Below are 18,063 nucleotides of genomic sequence, written 5' to 3'. Positions count from 1 at the left end.
ATCACCGGGGGTAAAAAGCCCGGTTGTTCTTTTCTTGTACGCGGAAAGGATGATCCAAATGAAGTCATGGAACGAATTTTTCAAACCGGAGCAAACGATCACCATCCAGGGGATCGCAAAATATTTTCAGCACGTGATCCAAGAACAATGGGAAGTGATTTTGAAGGAACATCGCGAAGAGCTGAACCGGAAATTTTATGAAATCGGGGAACCGGTGTACGGAGTGTATTTGGGCAAAGTGTTAATCCCCGTGTTTCATGAACTCTCGGAAGCCGGCTTTGTCACCAAACCGGGCTTTATCCTCCCCAACTCCATCGAACACTGGGGTCCGCCGGAAGAGCGGGAAAGATGCATGTGGTGTGTGGTGAAGGATCAAACCGGAACCCCATTGGGAACCTTGGTCCTCCGCGTGTTCCACTCCCATGTCCGGTTTAACGTTCCACACGCTCCGGATGTGTTCAGTCTGGAGGTAACAGAAAGAGAAGCGATCCTGAATGCCATCAGCAACGCTTCGATCCGCCTGAACCAAAAATACCGCGGGGTCTGGCAAGAGCAAAGAACCGACGGCTGGGAATACAGTGTGGAAACCGGCCTCGGCGATTACCTGAATGCCGGGCGCGGGGAAGTGGAGGTATCCTATCTGGACCATGCCCTCGCCGCCTGGGGAAGAAACGGCTGGGAACTGGTGTCTGTTGTTCCCCACGGAAATCGTTTGGTCGCTTTCTTCAAACGTCCGGTTCAAAAGAATGGCTGACTGGTCAAAACGGGTCATCATTGGAATCGAGTCCAATGGATGACCCGTTTTGGCTTGAATACTTGTTTGGATTGCTCAGGAGTACGGATCATTGAAAAATGAATCCTCTTCCCAACCGTTGTCATTTTCCCGGAAACGATCCCCTCCTTCCGGCACCGGATCCTCTTTTTTATGAATCCAATCAATTTCCGGGATGGATGCGTGAAAATGGTCACGCACCAATTGTGCATAGCACTTCAGCAAATTCGTCTTTTTTTGTTCGGTTAAAATAGCCTGATGTACCAACCGGACGGTGAAATTCCCCGGTTTTTTTTCATTCAGATAAACATTCCGCAGATGTCGGACCAATCGCCCGGGAAAGAGCAACCGGGCATAAATCAAAGCATAATCGGCGTCAGTCAATTCCGATGCCTCCTGATAACCGTTCAGGATGGTTTTGATCACTTCCGGGCTTTGGGTTCTTCCATAGGCATACATTAACCAGTCGGCGAGATCGGCCGCACGGACGTCGGCAACCATTTCATTCCAATCAATGAAGGCAAAATCCCCATCCGGTCGGATCAACAGATTCCGCCGGTGCCAGCGTCCGTGGCTGATGTTCCCGTACTTTGCCGTTTCCAGGCATAACCGGTCAAGCTCCGTTTTCCCCGAATATTTCAACAAATTTTTCATCAAGCCCAGCGAATAATGGGAAACTTTCCGCCAGATTTCATCCAGTTCCGTGGGAACCGATGTCCATCGGGCCGCCAGATGGAAAATTTCCATTTCTTTATACACTTGCAACCACCAATCTCCCCATTTCCCAATCCGGTTCCACGGATCAGGCATTCTCCAGGTTTCAAACCCGGCGGTTGCCAAATGAAAAGAAGCCATTCCCCGGGATAATTGCCGCCACTCCTCCGCCTTGTTCAGCTGCGGAGCCTCTCCTTCCAGCCACGGGAGGAGAACATACGGATAGCGGTAACCATCAAAAGAAATTTTTTTTCGTTTCGTCCGGACCGGCTTTGGCATCGTAAACGACAGCCCTTTTTGCCGCGACAAGAAATCAGCCAGCCGGGCAATCTGTTGCCAACGGTCTTTTTCCCTCATCCGGACCCGTTTCAATACAAAAAAACCTTGGTCGGTTTCCAACTTTAACACGCCTCCGACCGGTTCCACCGATACCAAGTCAAGTCCGTAATGATAGCGGATCCAGTCATCCAGCCGTTCTTCCCCGGTTAAGAAGGCCCACTCCTCTTTGTTTTTCAATACAGGCATTGATCCCTCACCTCTCATCCACCATGATATGTGCGGAGGTAAGGGATGGTTCCCTGTCACGCTTCGCGCTTGGAAGTCGGATGAATGACATCCAACCCGCCCGTCACTTGCAGGATGTTTCCCGTCACAAAATCGGATTTTTCTTCGAGCAAAAATTGGATCAGCCGGGTCACATCCTCCCCCGAACCGGGCCGTCCACGCGGCGTTTCCCCGTCGTCCAGCGCTTTGACCTCATCGATCCACATTTCTTTCCGTTCCTTGACGATATCCCCCGGACAAATCATGTTGACCGTGATTCCGAACGGCGCTTCTTCCACCGCCAACGTTTTGGCAAAGGAAACCAATCCGGTTTTAGCCGCGGCATATACCGAGCGGTCCGGCCAGGCCGGGGCCTCCATCGCCCTGCCAAATCCAAAAAACAAAATCCTTCCCCACTTTTGCCTGCGCATCACCGGGATCACCGAATGCGCCATCCACATGGCACTTAACAAATTCCCTTCCACCATTTCTTCGATCTCGGCGGGGGTATGTTCAATAAACCATTTTCGTTCCCGAATAAACGGGCCGACCGCATGAATCAAGGCGTCAATCCGCCCGTATCGTTCCATGGTCTCCGAAACAACCTGACGGGCCGTTTCCCGCCGGCGGAGATCTCCGACACTGATCCCGATCTCCGTCCCCTGGCGGGCCATTTGATCCGCCCATTCATCCACTTCTTTTCTCCGGCGCCGGCAATTCACCATTAAAGACCATTGGTCCTGACTCAAAACCACGGCGGCCATTTTTCCCAAACCACCGGATCCTCCTGTTATCAATGCCACTTTCTTGTGACTCATTCCTGAAGGGTCTCCTTCCTTTATCAAACTCATATTTCGATCGGTTACGGAAAAAATAATTTTCACGAGCTCCTGAAAGGAGAGATAGCATGGATCAAGAAGCATTTCCACCGGTTGCTGATGAAAAGTGTTACCAAGCCACACTGGATTGGATTCAAAAACGGGGCGTCCGCCTTGAAGAGATTGCAGAACTCACTTTTTTCCTGCAGAAGGACTATATCCCGGATTTGACCATGGAGAAATGTCTTGAAAGCGTCCGTCACGTCCTGACCAAAAGAGAAGTCCAAAATGCCGTGATGACCGGCATTCAACTGGATATGCTCGCTGAAAAAAAACAGATTGAAGAACCTTTACTGAGTATCATCAACAATGATGAAGGATTATACGGAATCGACGAAATTTTATCCGTTGCCATTTTAAACGTTTACGGGAGCATCGGCCTGACCAATTACGGGTACATCGACCGGGTCAAACCCGGTGTGCTTGCCCGGTTAAACAATCATGACGGCAAACAAACGCACACCTTTTTGGACGATCTGGTGGGGGCCATCGCCGCTTCCGCATCCGCAAGAATCGCACACAGCCAGAGCTTTGATCTGTAACGGAAAAGGCAAGGAGCAAGGGTTCTTCCATCGCTCCGTGCCTTTTTTCTCAGTTCACAAAATACCGGTATTGGTCTTCGGACCACTCGCGGCCAATCTCTCCGTTGATTCTCAAGTATTCCAAATGAGCCAACGTTTCTGCCAGGGCAAACCGCAAATTGTGGATGTTCAAGTTGGTTCCGAACAAATCCCTGCACAGATCATAAGCAGTGCAACGCCCGTGCGTTTTCAGCTTGTCCTTGATGGAAGCCAACCGTTTTTTGTGATGCCGGATCAATGCGTCAATCCGTTCCCGGTAATGGGTAAACGATGATCCGTGGGCCGGAAACACCCGTTTCACCGGCAAGCTTTTCATTTTTTCCAAAGTTTGCAGATAAACTTGCAAGGGATTCGGGTGGCAAGCCGGCCATAAACTGATATTGGGAGTAATCTTGGGCAACAAGAAATCCCCGCCGATGAGAAATTCGCGTTCGGGATCGTAGAAACTCAAATGACCGTCCGCATGGCCGGGGGTATGGCAGATGACATATTCACGGTCCCCCAGTCGAATCGTTTCTCCGGCCTCAATGAATTCCGGTTCAGGGTGAGGCTCCACCCACGGGTAAAAGCTTTGCATGTGGCCGGAAATTTGCGCGATCCGATCCGGTGTCAGCCCGTGTTTCGCGTAAAAATCAGCCAACTGCTCCGGCATGTTGCTTTCCCGGGAAAAGAAAAGCTGCGCCTGATCAAAGTCGGTTTTGGACATATACACCGGAGCTTTCGTTTTTTGTTGCAGCAGTCCGGCCAGACCGTAATGATCCGGATGATAATGGGTCAGGACAATTTTTTCCACATCCGCCCACGACCAGTTCCCTTCTTTTTGCGCCTGCTCCCACCGAGCCAGACCGGCTTCGTCATGAAGGCCGGTGTCCACAATGGTGTATCCCGTCTTTCCTTTGATCAAATAAGCATTCATGATCTTTAAAGCAAACGGCAAAGGAATCGGTACTTCGATGATGTCCTCCCACTGTTTCATGGGGTTGTCTCCTCTCTTTTCATTTCATCCAGCTTGTCAAGCGATCCACCGCATAAGTGGCCTGAATCTCCGAACGTTTTGCCATTTCCGGGGTCGTGATTCCCGTGTAAACCAAAAGCGTATCCATCCCGCCACGAACTCCTGCCAAAATATCGGTTTGCAAATTATCGCCGACCACCAGCACTTCGTCTTTCTGACAACCCAGTTTTTCAAGGGCGTAGCGCATGATCACCGGTTCCGGTTTTCCGATAAAACGAGGTTCCACTCCCGCCGCTGCGGCGATGCCCATCGCCAGCGAACCGGATCCCGGCCAAAAACCTTCTTCAGTGGGCAAAGCGCGGTCCGCATTGGTTCCGATCAATTCGGCTCCAGCCTGGATGCCCAAAAAGGCTTTTTTCATTTTTTCGTAAGTGAAATCGCGATCCAATCCCACCACCACCGCATCGGGATGGTCATCGGTCACCACAAACCCGGCTTGTGTGATCGCTTGGTAAAGCCCTTCTTCCCCGACAATATAAACTGACTTCACATCCTCTTTTTCCTCAAGATAGCGGGCACAGGCCAACGATGAGGTATAGACCTGCTCCGCTTCTGCCGGAAAACCAAAGCGGCGCAATTTTTCGGCCACCTGTTCCGGCGAACGCGTCGAATTATTGGTCAAAAAAAGATAAGTAATTTGTTCCTCGTCAAGCTGTTTCACAAATTCCAAGGCTCCCGGGATCACTTGATCCCCGCGGTACAAGGTTCCATCCAGATCGATTAAATATCCTTTGTATTGCTTCATTTTTTCACACAACCTGTCACAATCATTCTTTTTCCTTCAGGAGAATAAGGTTCCCCGTTAAAATCCGAATAGACTTGCTGACACGTTAATGAGTATTTTTCCAACATGGAAATCAATTGTTCATAGTCGTACATTTTGACCCGTTCCTGATAGGTGCGTTTTCCACGTTCATCGCTCAATTCGATCGACTTGCAGACGAAATCGCCTTCAATCCACCGTTTTTCCTTGATCCATCGTCCGTCGACCTGCCGCCGGCTTTCCGGAACCAGGTTTTTCTCCACCGATGTCCGGTTTAAAAAGTCAATCAAAAAGCGGCCACCGGGTTTCAACACCCTGGCAATTTCCGACAAAACCCGCTCATTATCCGCGTCTTCTTGAAAATACCCGAACGAGGTGAACAAATTGAGCACCACGTCAAAAGACCCGTCAACAAAAGGCAGCGTCCGCATATCCGCCCGGATAAACGGAATCGCCAAGCCTTCCGATTGTTCCAGGGCCTTTTTCAGCAACACCGCGGACAAATCAAGGCCGGCCACTTGATAACCCCTTCTCTTCAGCGATATACTGTGACGGCCCATTCCGCAGCACAAATCCAAAATCAAATCATCCCGGGTCAAATTCAGCCATTTGGCGGCTTGTTCCACCTCCTTGGATGCATCCTGCTGATTCCGGTGCTTATATACGATGAGATAATCTTCTCCAAAACTTTCTTCATACCATTGCGGCATGGATTTCCCTCCTGCTTGTGTAAAAGGAACTATTCTCCTTTTAAATTGTATCACAAGTACCAGAAACTTCGAAAAAGAAAACGACACGCCGATCCTCGTGCCGTTTTAACAGTTTCCCTGTTTTCATTCCTTCCGCTCACGAATCACATAGACACAATTTTGACCGCCCATCGCTTTGCATTCTTCCTGTTCCACCTCGGCATCCAACAGCTGGCAAAACCAATTCATTTCACATTGGCATGCCTGATTGTATACACTGGCCACTTGTGAAATGGGACAATTGCATTCGACAAACCGGTAAACCCCTTCTCCTTCTTTTTCCCATTTCACCATGTATCCTTTTTCGTCCTGAAGTTCAGCCAGCTGTCTCACCTTTTCATCCAGGCTCTTTCCTTGAAAATCAGACAAGTGTTCGTTCAAAAGGCGCTTTTCCCGGTTTTTGAAGACGGATTGGATCATCTCCTCCCCGTAATTCTCTTCCAGATCCTTCAGGATCTCCATCGCAAACCCGGCATACATTTTTGGAAAGTACTGCTCGGAACGTTCCGTGAGGAAGTATTGGTTGCTCGGTCTCCCCATGGACTTTCGAAGCAGTTGCGGCACAATTAATTGGTCCCGCTCCAATTGGTTCATGTGCCGGCGGACCGCCATTTCCGTAACACCCAACCGCTCGGCGATTTCGCTGACGGTCAAGCCCCCTTCGGTTTTAAGCATCGTCATGATCTGCATTCGTGTCGATCCGGTTTCATTCATTTCTTCCACCCCCTCCCCGCCAAATGGCTCCGTTATAACTCTCTTTTCAGATATTCCTGCACTTGCGTGCGGAACTCACGGTAAAGGCCGCTGTCTTTGAGAAACGGCTTCAGCTCGTCCAGGTCGACCTCAGTATAATACCGGACCAAGCGGTCCCGCAAATGAACATGCTCCTTTACCCGGTTGCCCACTTTTGAATCAATCACTTTTTCATCCAGCAAAATGTCGACTATGTCCAGATATCCGCCGGGATCCCGCATGATAAATCCGTCAATCATGACCGTTCCCACATCAATCATGCATTCCACGGCCAAGTGCAAAGCCCGCTCCAACGCAAAGCGGTCTTCCGTGTTTGACGGTTCTTTTCCCAACCGTTCCAACACGATGGCGCATTGCTCCAAATGTTCCAACTGCTTTTCAATCCGCTCCACATCCACATCATAAACCATGATTTTCCCCTCTTTCTGCCGGTTTCCAACCGCGATAAATGAATCCTTCAAACAAAAATTATAAGGGAAGCCTGTTCAAGAATAAATGAAAACGATCCAACAAAGATTAATAGTAAATTTCCTGTAAAGGAGGATCCGTGATGCAGATCTCCACCAAAGATCTTTCGTACTTGAGCGATGAAATGTCCTGGGAACTTTTGGCGATGAAAAAATGCTATCACTTCGCCCAAGAGTGCCAAGATGAACAAGTTCGCCAACTGCTTCACCAAGTTGGCCAAATGCATCAAAATCACTACGAAATGCTTTTAAATCAATTACAACAAGCCACAGGACCGACCGGAGCGCCCGGCGCCGGAAATCCGTCGGTCACACAATAAGGGAGGGAATGATTGATGCAATCCACACCCCAACAAAACATGGGACCTCAGCAATCAACCGGATTGCCGAAAGTCAAAGGTCCGGAATTGAATGACCAGGACCGGATCAATGATATCCTGGCCACGGAAAAATATTTGGCATACGGTTACAACACAGCCTGCCATGAAGCAAGCCAAGAAGGATTGTTTCAATTGCAAATGCAGTGTTTGTCGGATGTCCAAAAAGCAAGCCGCGACCTGTTCAATCTGATGCATCAAAAAGGATGGTACAAACTCGAAGCGGCACAACCTGATAAAATCAGCCAGAAATTCCAGCAATTCAGCAACTACCGTACACAATTCCCCTATTCCTGAAGGATAAACCTCTCCTGCCTCTTAAAGCGGAGAGGTTTTTTCTGTCCGTTGAACAAGGAAATTGTCAGCAAATGACTTCCTTTGTCAGAGGGAAGGAATTTATTTACAGATCTCGAAATCGTTAACAAATATACAGCGCAAAAAGGAGGATTCGGTTATGGCAGAGTCACACATGACCACCAAAGAAGCCGCGGAACAACTGCAAGTCCATGCCCGCACCATCCGGAAATGGATTGATACTTTTGAAGAATATATTCAACCCGATATTAACGAACGGGGACATTATCTGTTATCCAAAGAAAGCTTTCAACGCCTGTCCCACATTAAAAGCCGGCTGCAAGAACCGCACCGTTCCATGAAACAAGTCAAAGAGGAATTGATCCAGGAAGGGAAAATGAGCCCTTATCCCGCTTCCCCTTCCCAGGAGTTCATGGAAGAGACGGAAAGAAGCTTGCAAGACATGATGGAGATGATGGATGGCATGACCGATTTACTGGAAGAGATGATGAACCGGATCAATCATATCGAAAAGCATATGATGAGCTTGTTTAATTCCCTGGACGAAATGCAACATAAACTGTTGTCGGTCCAATACGAATCCGCCTCTGCCAACGAAGTTCACCAAATGTTCGATGAAATCCGAAAAAAACAGGATCAATTGCGGATGGAGCTGCGCAATGTGACCTTCACCCAACGGCTGACAGCGGCAACCGGGGAACAGGGACTGTTGCCCAGACGGCAGAAAAAAGCCCGTTTTTTCGGACTCTTATAATGGATCCTTTTCATGTATAATGGGGTCAAACGACAACAAAGGAGCAGAAAGATGGAAAATCAGGACCTCATGGTTTTATATGATGAAAAGGAAAACACCCGAACCCGTTTTGTCAGTTTTGTCGGAAACACCAACCGGTTTGACCTTGCCATTACCTTTACGGATCGTTTCTACGGCAAACTTTTGGTTTTGGACCTCCAATCCAACCGGTTTGCCATCATCGGCCCGGACGACGTGGATGAGCCGGGTTATCTGGAAGAAGTGTATCAATTGAAAGAAGACGAAGCGGACGAATTACGGCAATTTTTGCATACCCTTGTTTAAATGTATAACCTTCCTTTGGTTCACACACCTTAATCCCAAAGGGAGGAACAGTGCATGAAAAAAAAGCAGAATTTCCGGGAACTGAAAACGGTGGAATCCCAACAAAACGAGCTGGTTCCGGAAGAATTTCCCGAAGGACCTTACGGGGCGGCTGTAAGCGGCAAGCCGGGAAAATCATCTCCCTGGCGGCCCGCACAACACGCTTCTCCCCGTTTTACATATGAAATGCGGGAGTTTCATGAAGGGTTGCAACGACAGTTTCCAGGCAGCCATCCGACCCATGATGAACCCGATGATCAATGAATCAACCCGCTTTCCATCGAAAACCGGCCCGTCTCTTCAATCACGACGGGCCGGTTTGACGTTAACTTTTTGCTTTTGAATTCACTTTTCTCAACACAAAATAGGCACAGCCAAAATTGCAAAATTCATTGAGGTATTCTTCCAAATAACTGATTTTGGTTTCAGCCGTGGCACGTGACCGGTGATCGGCAAAAAATCCTTTTAACCGCAGTTGTCCGTACCCCCAATCCCCGACAATATAATCGTATTTTTCCAGAATTTCGCTAAAACGGCGTTTAAACGCTTCCGGATCCCAACCTTCCCGATGGTTGGTCAATAACTCATACTCATGGCCATGTATATAAATTCGCTCCATAACGACCTACCTTTTCCATTACAAATCTCTACTTATATGTTACCATATCCCTCCTATTTTCCGGAAAAATTTAGCCCCGTTATGACGGACTCCTTTTGGGCAGTTTATAAAACAAAAGGAGGGAATGGCATGAATCGATGGATCATCTTTTTACTCTCTGGCATCTTTGCTTTTTCGCTGACCGCTTGTTCTCCTGACAACCGGGGAGAAAACCACAGAAATCAGGGAATGGAAAATCAAAGTGATGAAGAACCGCTTTACCGCGAACAAAACAATGACACACGCATCGGCAGAACGAGCAACGATTCGATCAACGGGAATGAAGAAGCACGCGGCGGGGGACAAAACGAAATCGGATATTTCAAATACACCCCCCAAAATTATGACGAAAAAAGCGCGGGAAAAACCGATGTGTTTGTGGACCGTCCTTTGCTGGCAAGACATATTGCGGAAATGGTGACCAACCTGCCCAATGTCAAAGAAGCCACCGCACTGGTCACGGATGACCGGGTGTTCATCGGCGTGAACACAAAAAACGGGAAAGTCGACCCGAAGACAGTCAAAGAAGCGAAACGCACGGCCGAAAGCTTAACCCCCCGTTATTACCGGGTTCATGTCACCAGCGACAAAAACCTGAATGAGAAAATCACCGATATCGGGATGCGGATGTCCACCAATAACGATGTGGAAGGTGTCCGGGGAGATTTGGAAGATTTGTTGCGCCGGCTGGGAGACGACACCCCACCGGATGTGAACGAACAAATCGAACCCAACGGGCTTCGGGATATCAACCCGCTGGAAAAATGAACAAAAGCAGTGTCATCCCGTAAAGGACGGCACTGCTTTTGCAGATTCAAGCCATTTTTTCTTTATTTTGTTTGGCAGACCGGACTTGTTCATGCGCATGATAAGAGCTGCGCACCAACGGACCGGATTCGACGTGGGAAAAGCCCATTTCCAACCCGATTTCTTTCCATTTTTCAAATTCCTCCGGCGTGTAATACCGTTCGATTTTCAGGTGCTTTTTCGTCGGTTGCAAATATTGTCCGATGGTGACAATGTCCACTTGGTGATCGCGAAGATCCTGCATCGCTTCCACCACTTCTTCAAAGGTTTCCCCCACACCGACCATGAGGCTGGATTTGGTGGGAATATCCGGTTGCATTTCTTTGGCCCGTTTCAACAATTCCAAAGAACGGTCGTATTTTGCCTTGGAACGGACCCGGTCGGAACGGCGGCGAACCGTTTCAATATTGTGGTTCAAAATATCGGGTTTTGCATCCATCACGACTTTTAAAGCATCCCAATTTCCTTGGAAATCAGGGATCAACACTTCCACACTGGTAAATGGATTCCGTTTGCGGATGGCTTTGATGGTTGCGGCAAAAATGGCAGCCCCGCCATCTTTCAAATCATCCCTGGCCACGGATGTGACAACGGCATGACGGACTCCCATCTGTTCCACCGCTTCCGCCACCCGTTCCGGTTCAGCCCAGTCCAGTTCGGTCGGAAGCCCGGTTTTCACGGCGCAGAAACGGCAGGCCCGGGTGCAAATGTCCCCCAAAATCATGAAAGTCGCGGTGCGGTTCGCCCAACATTCATAAATGTTCGGGCAGCGCGCTTCTTCACATACCGTGTGCAAGGTTTTTCCCCGCATCATCTTCTTTAATTCGCGGAAATTTTCATTGGTGGTTAAACGCACTTTCAGCCATTCTGGTTTCCGCTGCCGGTTTTTTGCTTGGTTATCGCTTGCCACTTGAATCCCTCCACAATCAAAATCGACACCAAACCGCCTTTCCCAACCTTGCAAAAAATTTCACAAAGTACAAGAGGGAACAGCCGGATCGTTTCCGTTTTCACCATTGCAAAAAAATGTTTTTTCCACAAGTGTTTTTATCATTTTCACTTAAAATGGCAAAATCGATGTTCCTTTATACTATAACGCAAAAAATCATTTTTGCATAATCAAAAGACCAGCCGTGTACAAAGCCGGCCTTTCACCGGCGCTGCCGGATCAAAAGATAAATGAAATAAGGGGCACCAATCACAGCGGTAAACACGCCTGCCGGGATCTCTGCCGGCGCCAGGACAGTCCGGCCGATGATATCGGCCACCATCACAAAAACGGCCCCCAACAATCCGGACAGAGGCAACATCGCCCCATACGAAGCCCCCACCAGCCGACGGGCCAAATGCGGCGCAATCAAGCCGACAAAACTGATTCCCCCGGCAAAAGCCACTCCCGATCCGGCCAGACCGGTACTCAACAACAAGAACCCGATCCGGATCCGGTCACTGTTTCCCCCCAGCCCTTTGACCACTTCTTCTCCCAACTGACCGCTGTTCAGATGGCGGGCAAACAGCAAGGCGACCGAAATCAAAAGCAAAAGCCAGGGCCATAAGACCGCCACTTGGTCCCAATTGCTCCCGTAAACCGTTCCGGTGATCCACATCTTGGACTGGCTGGCATGGAAAACGGGGCCGAATAAAATAATGAGATTGGTCAATGCCTGGGTTGCCGTATAAAAGCCGATTCCCATCAGGACCAAACGAAGCGGGGAAACCCCCCGGTTCCATGAAAGCAAATAAATGAGCGCTCCAACCACGGAAGCTCCGATGAAAGCGGCAAACGGAACCCAAAACAAATGAATGGACAAGTTGCTGGACCAATCGCTGAAAAAAGTGATCACGCCAACCGCACCCACGGAAGCGCCGCCGGTGACCCCGATAATATCCGGAGAAGCCAAAGGATTTCGGATCACCGCCTGCAAGATCGCTCCGGACAAGGCCAGTGCCGCCCCGGACATCATGGCGATCAAGATCCTTGGAAATCTCAGCGTCAGGATGACAAAAGCATTTTCTCCCCGGCCGAAAAAAGCCTGAATCACTTCCGGCAAAGAAACCGGGGTTTCCCCGATCATCAACCCGAAAGTGAAAACCAATCCCGTCAGCACGGCAAACGAGCTGATGATCCACACCGCTTTTTTGTCCATCATGACGGAAAACCAGCCGCAACGCACGGAAAAATAATGCTTCATCCCCGCTCCCTCCCTTTTCGTCTGGCCAAACTGATAAAGAACGGCGTTCCGATCAGTGCCGTCATCACGCCGACCGGAATGGGCTGTTGCTGCATGATCAGCCGTCCCGATATGTCCGCAAGTAAAAGCAAAATGGCACCGTACACCAAACAATAAGGGAAGAGCCAACGATGGTCGTTCCCGACCAGCACACGAACCAAATGCGGCACAATCAGCCCGACAAAAACAACCGGACCGGCAATGGCCACCGATCCGCCCGCTAAAAATGCAACCATGACCACACCCAAAAGCTTAATGATTCCGACATTCATTCCCAGTCCTCTGGCCACGTCCTCCCCCATCATGAGCACATTGAAAGTCCGTGCCAGACAAAGCGCCATCACCGCGCCGGCCAAAAGAAACGGAAAAACCGGAATGGCCAAATCCAAACTTCTTCCTTCCACCGATCCGACCAGCCAAAACAACAATTCTTCCAAACTTCTTTCATTCATGGTCAGAAATCCTTGTGTAAGCAACGAAAAAAGCGCCATCACCGCAGCGCCGGCCAAAGTCAACTTCACCGGCGTCATCCCGTCCCGGCCGGCCGATCCCAAAACATACACGATGAAAATGGCAAACGCGGCCCCGACAAAACCCATCGCCATCAGGGATGACATCGCGGTGACAGAAAACAACGACACCGCCAAAACAATAAACAAACCAGCTCCTTGGTTCACGCCCAAAGTCGAGGGCGAGGCCAGCGGGTTCCGGGTCAAAACCTGCATCACCGCGCCGGCAACGGCCAAACTGGCTCCCACTGCAACGGCAATGATCGTCCTTGGCACCCGGGTTGTCCGGATGATTAAATGTTCATTCGTGTTCTGAAAATTGGTGAAGGATTCAATCACCGTTTCAAAAGGAACCGGCGTCACCCCGACACTGATACTTACCACAATGAGGAAACCAGCCAAAAATATTCCCAGAAAAAGTCCCGTCCATTTCCATCCCTTGGTTGCAAAAATTTCCTCCATGCCCGTCCCCTTTCTATCCAACCCATTCCCCCGTTAAACACGCACATATTCTTTTAAAAATCAATTTTAGTCTATGTGATCCATTAAAAGGTGTCAACGATTTTGAAAATCATTATCAAAAAAGGTTTGACAAGAATGTCACACTCCCCTATATTAAAAATACATGGTAAATGATAATCATTTTCAATTAGGAAGGAGTCAAGGACATGCCTCGCTGGATCAAAAACGGGATCCTCGTTTGCTTGCTTCTGACGCTCATCGTCACCGGATGCGCCAACTTCTCCACCACCACAGAAAACAACTCACCCACCCGGTCGGTTAAGCATGCCATGGGAACCACTCCCGTTCCTGAGCATCCCAAACGCATCGTGGTGCTGACCAATGAAGGCTTGGAAGCCCTTTTGTCACTCGGAATCAAACCCGTGGGTGCGGTTCAAGGGTTTACCCCGGACGGGGATCTGTGGTATGACCATCTGGAATCGGAATTGTCCGGTGTGAAATCCGTGGGAACGGAACTTCAGCCCAATCTGGAAACCATCGCCAGTTTAAAACCAGACTTGATCATCGGCAATAAAATGCGTCAGGAAAAAGTATATAATCAATTGAGTGCCATCGCCCCCACCGTCTTCTCTGAAGATCTGAGAGGGGATTGGAAACAAAACTTCTTGTTGTATGCGAAAACCGTGGGACAGGAAAAGAAAGCACAAGAAGTTTTGAATGAGTATCGCAAAAAGGTGGAAGCCGTACGGAAAAATGCCGGGGATCTGATCAACAAAGAAGTATCCGTCGTCCGTTTTATAGCGGGAAACACCCGTCTTTACCAATTGAACAGTTTTTCGGGAGTCATTTTAAAAGATATCGGCTTTAAACGTCCGGAAATCCAAAACAAAAACGATTTCGCCACCGTGATCACCAAAGAACAAATCCCTCAGGCGGACGGGGATATTCTTTTCTACTTTACTTATAACTTCGGAGATACCCAAGGCGATGCCCAGGAAAAAGAATTTACGTCCGATCCGCTTTGGAAAAATTTTAAAGCCGTAAAAAACAACATGGTTTTTAAAGTGGACGATGTGATCTGGAACACTGCGGGAGGAGCCAAAGCCGCTTTCTTGATGCTGGATCAGTTAAATCAGCACATCAATATGATCAAACAAAGAGAATCTGCCACATCGGAGTAAACAGCCTGCCACCGGGCTGTTTTTTTATCCGTACATAAATTTTTCCGGTCGGTGCAAACTATCCTTATCATTCACTTCAGACACATGGTGATTCTCATGATGAAACAGTTGATCACACTCGCTCTCTTTCTTGCATTTCTCTTTCCTTCCCCGTCCGCCGTCGCCACCGGCCGGGATCAAGCCGGCCAAGAGGAACTTCTTCATCTGTTTGAAGCCATGGAATCCATATCCGGGGTTCCTTGGTATTATCTGGCGGCGATGAACCAGTATGAAAAAAATATCCGGAAAAACCGGAACCAAGCCAAAGACGACAAAGAAAAAAACCCCGACCGTAAATTATTATCCATTCAAATCCCGGAAGAACGTTGGGCCGGAAAGCTGAATCCGGATCCGGATGACAACATCCCGGAGTCGATATCATTTTTTCAAGGCATCGGCAGAGACGGGAACGGCGACCATCTGGCCAATCGGGAGAATGATATCGACGTCCTGTATTCCGTCGCTCTTTTCCTGTCCGGAAACGGAGTGGAAGAAGACCAGATCCGGGCCAGATTATGGGACTATTACCAACATCCCGTGGCAGTGGATGTGATCACCCATATTGCGAAAATTTATCAAAAATTCAACCGATTGGATCTGGAAGAAAAAAATTTTCCGATTCCGATCCGGTATAATTACACATACCATGATACCTGGGGCGACCGCCGTGGTTGGGGCGGGTTGCGCATTCATGAAGGGACGGATATTTTTGCCGGTTACGGGACCCCGGTTTTAAGCACCTGCTACGGCTATGTGGAATTAATCGGTTGGAACCGCTATGGCGGTTGGCGGATCGGAATTCGCGACATCCATAACAACTATCACTATTTCGCCCATCTGAACCATTTCCGCAAAGGGCTGAAAAAAGGGGATATCGTCCGACCCGGAGAGTTGATCGGCACGGTGGGCTCTTCCGGATACGGACCCCCGGGAACCTCCGGCAAGTTCCCTCCCCATTTGCATTATGGCATTTACCGTTTCAACGGGGAAAACACTTTTTCATTTGACCCCTATCCCCAACTGAAAAAATGGGAACGGGAAGCTTACAAACAAAAAAAGCAAAAAAAGAAAAAATCTGCTTCGTTCAAAAACACTTGGAGATGGATCGATTGAGGAATAAATGGAAAAAGCATGGTGTGATTTCCCACACCATGCTTGCTTGAAATCCATTCCCTTATTCATTCCGAATTGGAATTCGATTTTTTGCGAAGATTCGAATGTTCATATCCGTACACGAGGTAAAAGAGGAGCCCCACAGCAAACCAGATCAGAAAACGGACCCACGTCATCACCTCGAGATTGAATGCCAACACACAACAGAAGATAATGGCCAAAACCGGGACATACGGAACCAACGGGGTTTTAAATTTCCGGGGCAAATCCGGCTGTTTGTAACGCAGGACAATCACGGCGACCGAGATGAGAACAAAAGCCGCCAATGTTCCCAAGTTGACCAGTTCAGCAAGCTGATCCAACGGAACAAACGCGCCGAGGAATGCGGCAATCAACCCCAACGTCCAGGTGGAAACATACGGCGTGCGGTATTTTTTATGCACTTTGGACAAAAACTTCGGCATTAATCCGTCCCGGGACATCGCAAAAATGATCCGGATTTGGCCGTACAACATGACCAGCATGACCGTGATCATGCCGATGGCAGCCCCCAAGCTGACAATCCCGACCAGCCAATCCTGTCCGGTTATGCTGATGGCGTAAGCAACCGGAGCATCGGCATGCTTTTCAAATTGTTGAAACGGAACAATTCCGGTCATCAATGCAGACACAACCATATAAAGCAGGGTGACGACCCCAAGCGACCACAAAATCCCTTTCGGCAAATCTTTTGCCGGATTTTTGGTTTCCTCTGCCGCCGTACTCACTGCATCAAATCCAAGATAAGCGAAGAAGATCAGTGCGGCTCCTTGAAAGACGCCTTTGATTCCAAACGGCATGAAGGGGGTCCAGTTCTCCGGCTTCACATAAAAGGCACCCACCAGAATAAAGAGCAAAATCACTGCCACTTTGATCAGAACCATGATATTGTTGACTCGTTTCGATTCTTTCACGCCGATGGAAAGCAACCAAGTAATGAAGAGAATGATCAAAAAGGCCGGCAAATTCATGATGCTTGTGCCGTCAATCAGGGGTGACTGGGTTAACACATGAGGAATTTGGATTCCAAACCCGGCCAGCAATGACTGGAAATAGCCGGACCAACCCACCGAGACGGAACTGACGGCAAGCAAATACTCCAGAATCAGATCCCAACCGATCACCCAGGCAAAAAATTCTCCCAATGTGGCATAACTGTAGGTGTAGGTGGATCCGGACACGGGGACCAATGAGGCAAATTCAGCATAAGTAAATGCGGCAAGCAAACACGTAAATCCCGCAATAATAAAAGAGAGAGGCAGTGCCGGTCCGGTGACCAGGGATCCCAGTCCCGTCAATACAAAAATCCCCGTCCCGATAATCGCCCCAACGCCCAGCATCGCCAGATCCACCGCGTTTAATTCTTTACGGAGCGTGGTGCCTTGTTGAGTTGTTTGAATCATTTCTTGAATACTCTTCTTACGGAAAATCTCCACTCAGAAACCCCCTAACCCTTTTTGATTTCGAAAAATCTCTCTTATTAAATTATTTTGAAAATAAAACTGTGTATATATTATATATTAAATTTTTGTAAAATTAAATAATAAATTCTTGCTTAATCAAAAGAATTTATCAAAGAAAAAACCCCTTTGAAACCGTTGGTTTCCAAAGGGGGTTGATCCTTCGTCCGGTTTAATCCACATTGACATTTTTGTCTTGTTTTTCCAAAGCGGCTAAAATCGCATCCGGTTGTAATCCCTCAATGGCCCGGCCATGCACGACTGTCACCGGAACGCCCAAAAATCCCATTTTTTTCACTTCTTCCAAGTAGGCCGGATTTTTTGAGCAATCTCTTTCTTCATACGGGATTTTATAGTCATTCAAAAACCGCTTCAGCACATTGCATTCCAAACAATGGGGCCTCGAATATACGATCACTTTCAATGTCTGACACTCCTTTGCTCCTCATGATCCCGCGCAAGCAAACCGTCCGTTTTCCGTTATAATGTGGCTAGAGCCTAAATAGTCCATCAAACTGGG

General features: G+C 48.6%; 23 protein-coding genes. 10 read left to right on the top strand and 13 right to left on the bottom strand.

Annotation, left to right across the window (positions count from 1 at the left end; all coding sequences use genetic code 11):
- Positions 1–58: 58 nt before the first annotated feature.
- Positions 59–754, top strand: a complete 696-nt coding sequence (locus I8U21_RS05475; protein ID WP_181732276.1) for a DUF6022 family protein — start codon at positions 59–61, stop codon at positions 752–754.
- A gap of 75 nt (positions 755–829) precedes the next feature.
- Here I8U21_RS05475 and I8U21_RS05470 read toward each other — a convergent pair whose 3' ends face one another.
- Together I8U21_RS05470 and I8U21_RS05465 are read right to left on the bottom strand one after the other, a co-directional pair.
- A complete protein-coding gene (locus I8U21_RS05470; protein ID WP_198053448.1) occupies positions 830–2,011 on the bottom strand; it encodes a phosphotransferase in 1,182 nt (393 codons plus the stop codon).
- A gap of 56 nt (positions 2,012–2,067) precedes the next feature.
- Positions 2,068–2,847 carry an SDR family oxidoreductase gene (locus tag I8U21_RS05465; RefSeq protein ID WP_198053447.1) on the bottom strand — a complete coding sequence of 260 codons (780 nt, stop codon included), beginning with the start codon at positions 2,845–2,847 and terminating at the stop codon, positions 2,068–2,070.
- An 89-nt stretch (positions 2,848–2,936) separates the two neighbouring features.
- On the opposite strand from I8U21_RS05465, the gene I8U21_RS05460 reads away from it, so the two are divergent.
- A complete protein-coding gene (locus I8U21_RS05460) occupies positions 2,937–3,449 on the top strand; it encodes a phosphatidylglycerophosphatase A family protein (RefSeq protein WP_198053446.1) in 513 nt (170 codons plus the stop codon).
- Positions 3,450–3,498: 49 nt separating this feature from the next.
- On the opposite strand, the gene I8U21_RS05455 is transcribed toward I8U21_RS05460, so the two are convergent.
- From I8U21_RS05455 to I8U21_RS05435, 5 genes are all read right to left on the bottom strand, one after another.
- Complete coding sequence (locus tag I8U21_RS05455) at positions 3,499–4,464, bottom strand: MBL fold metallo-hydrolase (RefSeq protein WP_198053445.1); 966 nt, start codon at positions 4,462–4,464, stop codon at positions 3,499–3,501.
- Between the two features lie 19 nt (positions 4,465–4,483).
- Positions 4,484–5,248 (bottom strand): TIGR01457 family HAD-type hydrolase, encoded by a 765-nt coding sequence (locus tag I8U21_RS05450; RefSeq protein ID WP_198053444.1) that lies wholly within the window; start codon positions 5,246–5,248, stop codon positions 4,484–4,486.
- Positions 5,245–5,976 carry a class I SAM-dependent methyltransferase gene (locus I8U21_RS05445; protein WP_198053443.1) on the bottom strand — a complete coding sequence of 244 codons (732 nt, stop codon included), beginning with the start codon at positions 5,974–5,976 and terminating at the stop codon, positions 5,245–5,247. Before I8U21_RS05445 ends, I8U21_RS05450 begins: the two co-directional genes overlap by 4 nt.
- 123 nt (positions 5,977–6,099) lie before the next feature.
- Positions 6,100–6,729, bottom strand: coding sequence for a helix-turn-helix transcriptional regulator (locus I8U21_RS05440; RefSeq protein ID WP_181732269.1), 630 nt, complete (start codon positions 6,727–6,729; stop codon positions 6,100–6,102).
- Between the two features lie 32 nt (positions 6,730–6,761).
- Positions 6,762–7,178: a DUF86 domain-containing protein gene (locus I8U21_RS05435; RefSeq protein WP_181732268.1), complete on the bottom strand. Its 417-nt coding sequence runs from the start codon at positions 7,176–7,178 to the stop codon at positions 6,762–6,764.
- Between the two features lie 140 nt (positions 7,179–7,318).
- Here I8U21_RS05435 and I8U21_RS05430 point away from each other — a divergent pair, with 140 nt between their 5' ends.
- The 5 genes from I8U21_RS05430 to I8U21_RS05410 all read left to right on the top strand — a co-directional run bounded on the left by I8U21_RS05430 (position 7,319) and on the right by I8U21_RS05410 (position 9,308).
- The gene (locus tag I8U21_RS05430; RefSeq protein ID WP_181732267.1) at positions 7,319–7,555 is read left to right on the top strand and encodes a hypothetical protein; all 237 of its coding nucleotides are present in this window, start codon (positions 7,319–7,321) and stop codon (positions 7,553–7,555) included.
- Between the two features lie 15 nt (positions 7,556–7,570).
- A complete protein-coding gene (locus I8U21_RS05425) occupies positions 7,571–7,909 on the top strand; it encodes a spore coat protein (protein WP_198053442.1) in 339 nt (112 codons plus the stop codon).
- Positions 7,910–8,066: 157 nt separating this feature from the next.
- Positions 8,067–8,681: a MerR family transcriptional regulator gene (locus I8U21_RS05420; protein WP_181732265.1), complete on the top strand. Its 615-nt coding sequence runs from the start codon at positions 8,067–8,069 to the stop codon at positions 8,679–8,681.
- A gap of 51 nt (positions 8,682–8,732) precedes the next feature.
- A complete protein-coding gene (locus I8U21_RS05415) occupies positions 8,733–9,005 on the top strand; it encodes a DUF3055 domain-containing protein (protein ID WP_181732264.1) in 273 nt (90 codons plus the stop codon).
- A 54-nt stretch (positions 9,006–9,059) separates the two neighbouring features.
- Complete coding sequence (locus tag I8U21_RS05410) at positions 9,060–9,308, top strand: hypothetical protein (RefSeq protein ID WP_181732263.1); 249 nt, start codon at positions 9,060–9,062, stop codon at positions 9,306–9,308.
- 61 nt (positions 9,309–9,369) lie between these two features.
- Here the strand turns inward: I8U21_RS05410 and I8U21_RS05405 are convergent, their stop codons facing one another.
- Positions 9,370–9,663, bottom strand: coding sequence for a YutD family protein (locus tag I8U21_RS05405; protein ID WP_181732262.1), 294 nt, complete (start codon positions 9,661–9,663; stop codon positions 9,370–9,372).
- Between the two features lie 129 nt (positions 9,664–9,792).
- Here I8U21_RS05405 and I8U21_RS05400 point away from each other — a divergent pair, with 129 nt between their 5' ends.
- Complete coding sequence (locus I8U21_RS05400) at positions 9,793–10,470, top strand: YhcN/YlaJ family sporulation lipoprotein (RefSeq protein ID WP_181732261.1); 678 nt, start codon at positions 9,793–9,795, stop codon at positions 10,468–10,470.
- Positions 10,471–10,516: 46 nt separating this feature from the next.
- Here I8U21_RS05400 and lipA read toward each other — a convergent pair whose 3' ends face one another.
- The 3 genes from lipA to I8U21_RS05385 form a co-directional block, all read right to left on the bottom strand.
- Positions 10,517–11,419, bottom strand: a complete 903-nt coding sequence (gene lipA, locus I8U21_RS05395; protein ID WP_181732260.1) for a lipoyl synthase — start codon at positions 11,417–11,419, stop codon at positions 10,517–10,519.
- Between the two features lie 241 nt (positions 11,420–11,660).
- On the bottom strand, positions 11,661–12,701 hold the full coding sequence (locus I8U21_RS05390; protein WP_198053441.1) for a FecCD family ABC transporter permease: 1,041 nt from the start codon (positions 12,699–12,701) through the stop codon (positions 11,661–11,663).
- Positions 12,698–13,711 (bottom strand): FecCD family ABC transporter permease, encoded by a 1,014-nt coding sequence (locus I8U21_RS05385; RefSeq protein WP_198053440.1) that lies wholly within the window; start codon positions 13,709–13,711, stop codon positions 12,698–12,700. Before I8U21_RS05385 ends, I8U21_RS05390 begins: the two co-directional genes overlap by 4 nt.
- Positions 13,712–13,917: 206 nt before the next feature.
- On the opposite strand from I8U21_RS05385, the gene I8U21_RS05380 reads away from it, so the two are divergent.
- Together I8U21_RS05380 and I8U21_RS05375 are read left to right on the top strand one after the other, a co-directional pair.
- Entirely contained in the window at positions 13,918–14,892 is a 975-nt protein-coding gene (locus I8U21_RS05380) for an ABC transporter substrate-binding protein (protein ID WP_198053439.1), read from the top strand.
- Positions 14,893–14,991: 99 nt separating this feature from the next.
- Complete coding sequence (locus I8U21_RS05375; RefSeq protein ID WP_181732256.1) at positions 14,992–16,044, top strand: M23 family metallopeptidase; 1,053 nt, start codon at positions 14,992–14,994, stop codon at positions 16,042–16,044.
- 65 nt (positions 16,045–16,109) lie between these two features.
- Here I8U21_RS05375 and bcaP read toward each other — a convergent pair whose 3' ends face one another.
- Positions 16,110–17,519, bottom strand: a complete 1,410-nt coding sequence (gene bcaP / locus I8U21_RS05370; RefSeq protein WP_483316384.1) for a branched-chain amino acid transporter BcaP — start codon at positions 17,517–17,519, stop codon at positions 16,110–16,112.
- Positions 17,520–17,715: 196 nt separating this feature from the next.
- Positions 17,716–17,961 carry a glutaredoxin family protein gene (locus tag I8U21_RS05365; protein WP_309544797.1) on the bottom strand — a complete coding sequence of 82 codons (246 nt, stop codon included), beginning with the start codon at positions 17,959–17,961 and terminating at the stop codon, positions 17,716–17,718.
- Positions 17,962–18,063: the final 102 nt, after the last annotated feature.

This window comes from Thermoactinomyces sp. CICC 23799 (assembly GCF_016055145.1).
GTDB classification, from domain to species: Bacteria; Bacillota; Bacilli; order Thermoactinomycetales; family Thermoactinomycetaceae; genus Thermoactinomyces; species Thermoactinomyces intermedius.
This window is presented reverse-complemented; position numbering and strand designations above follow the sequence as displayed.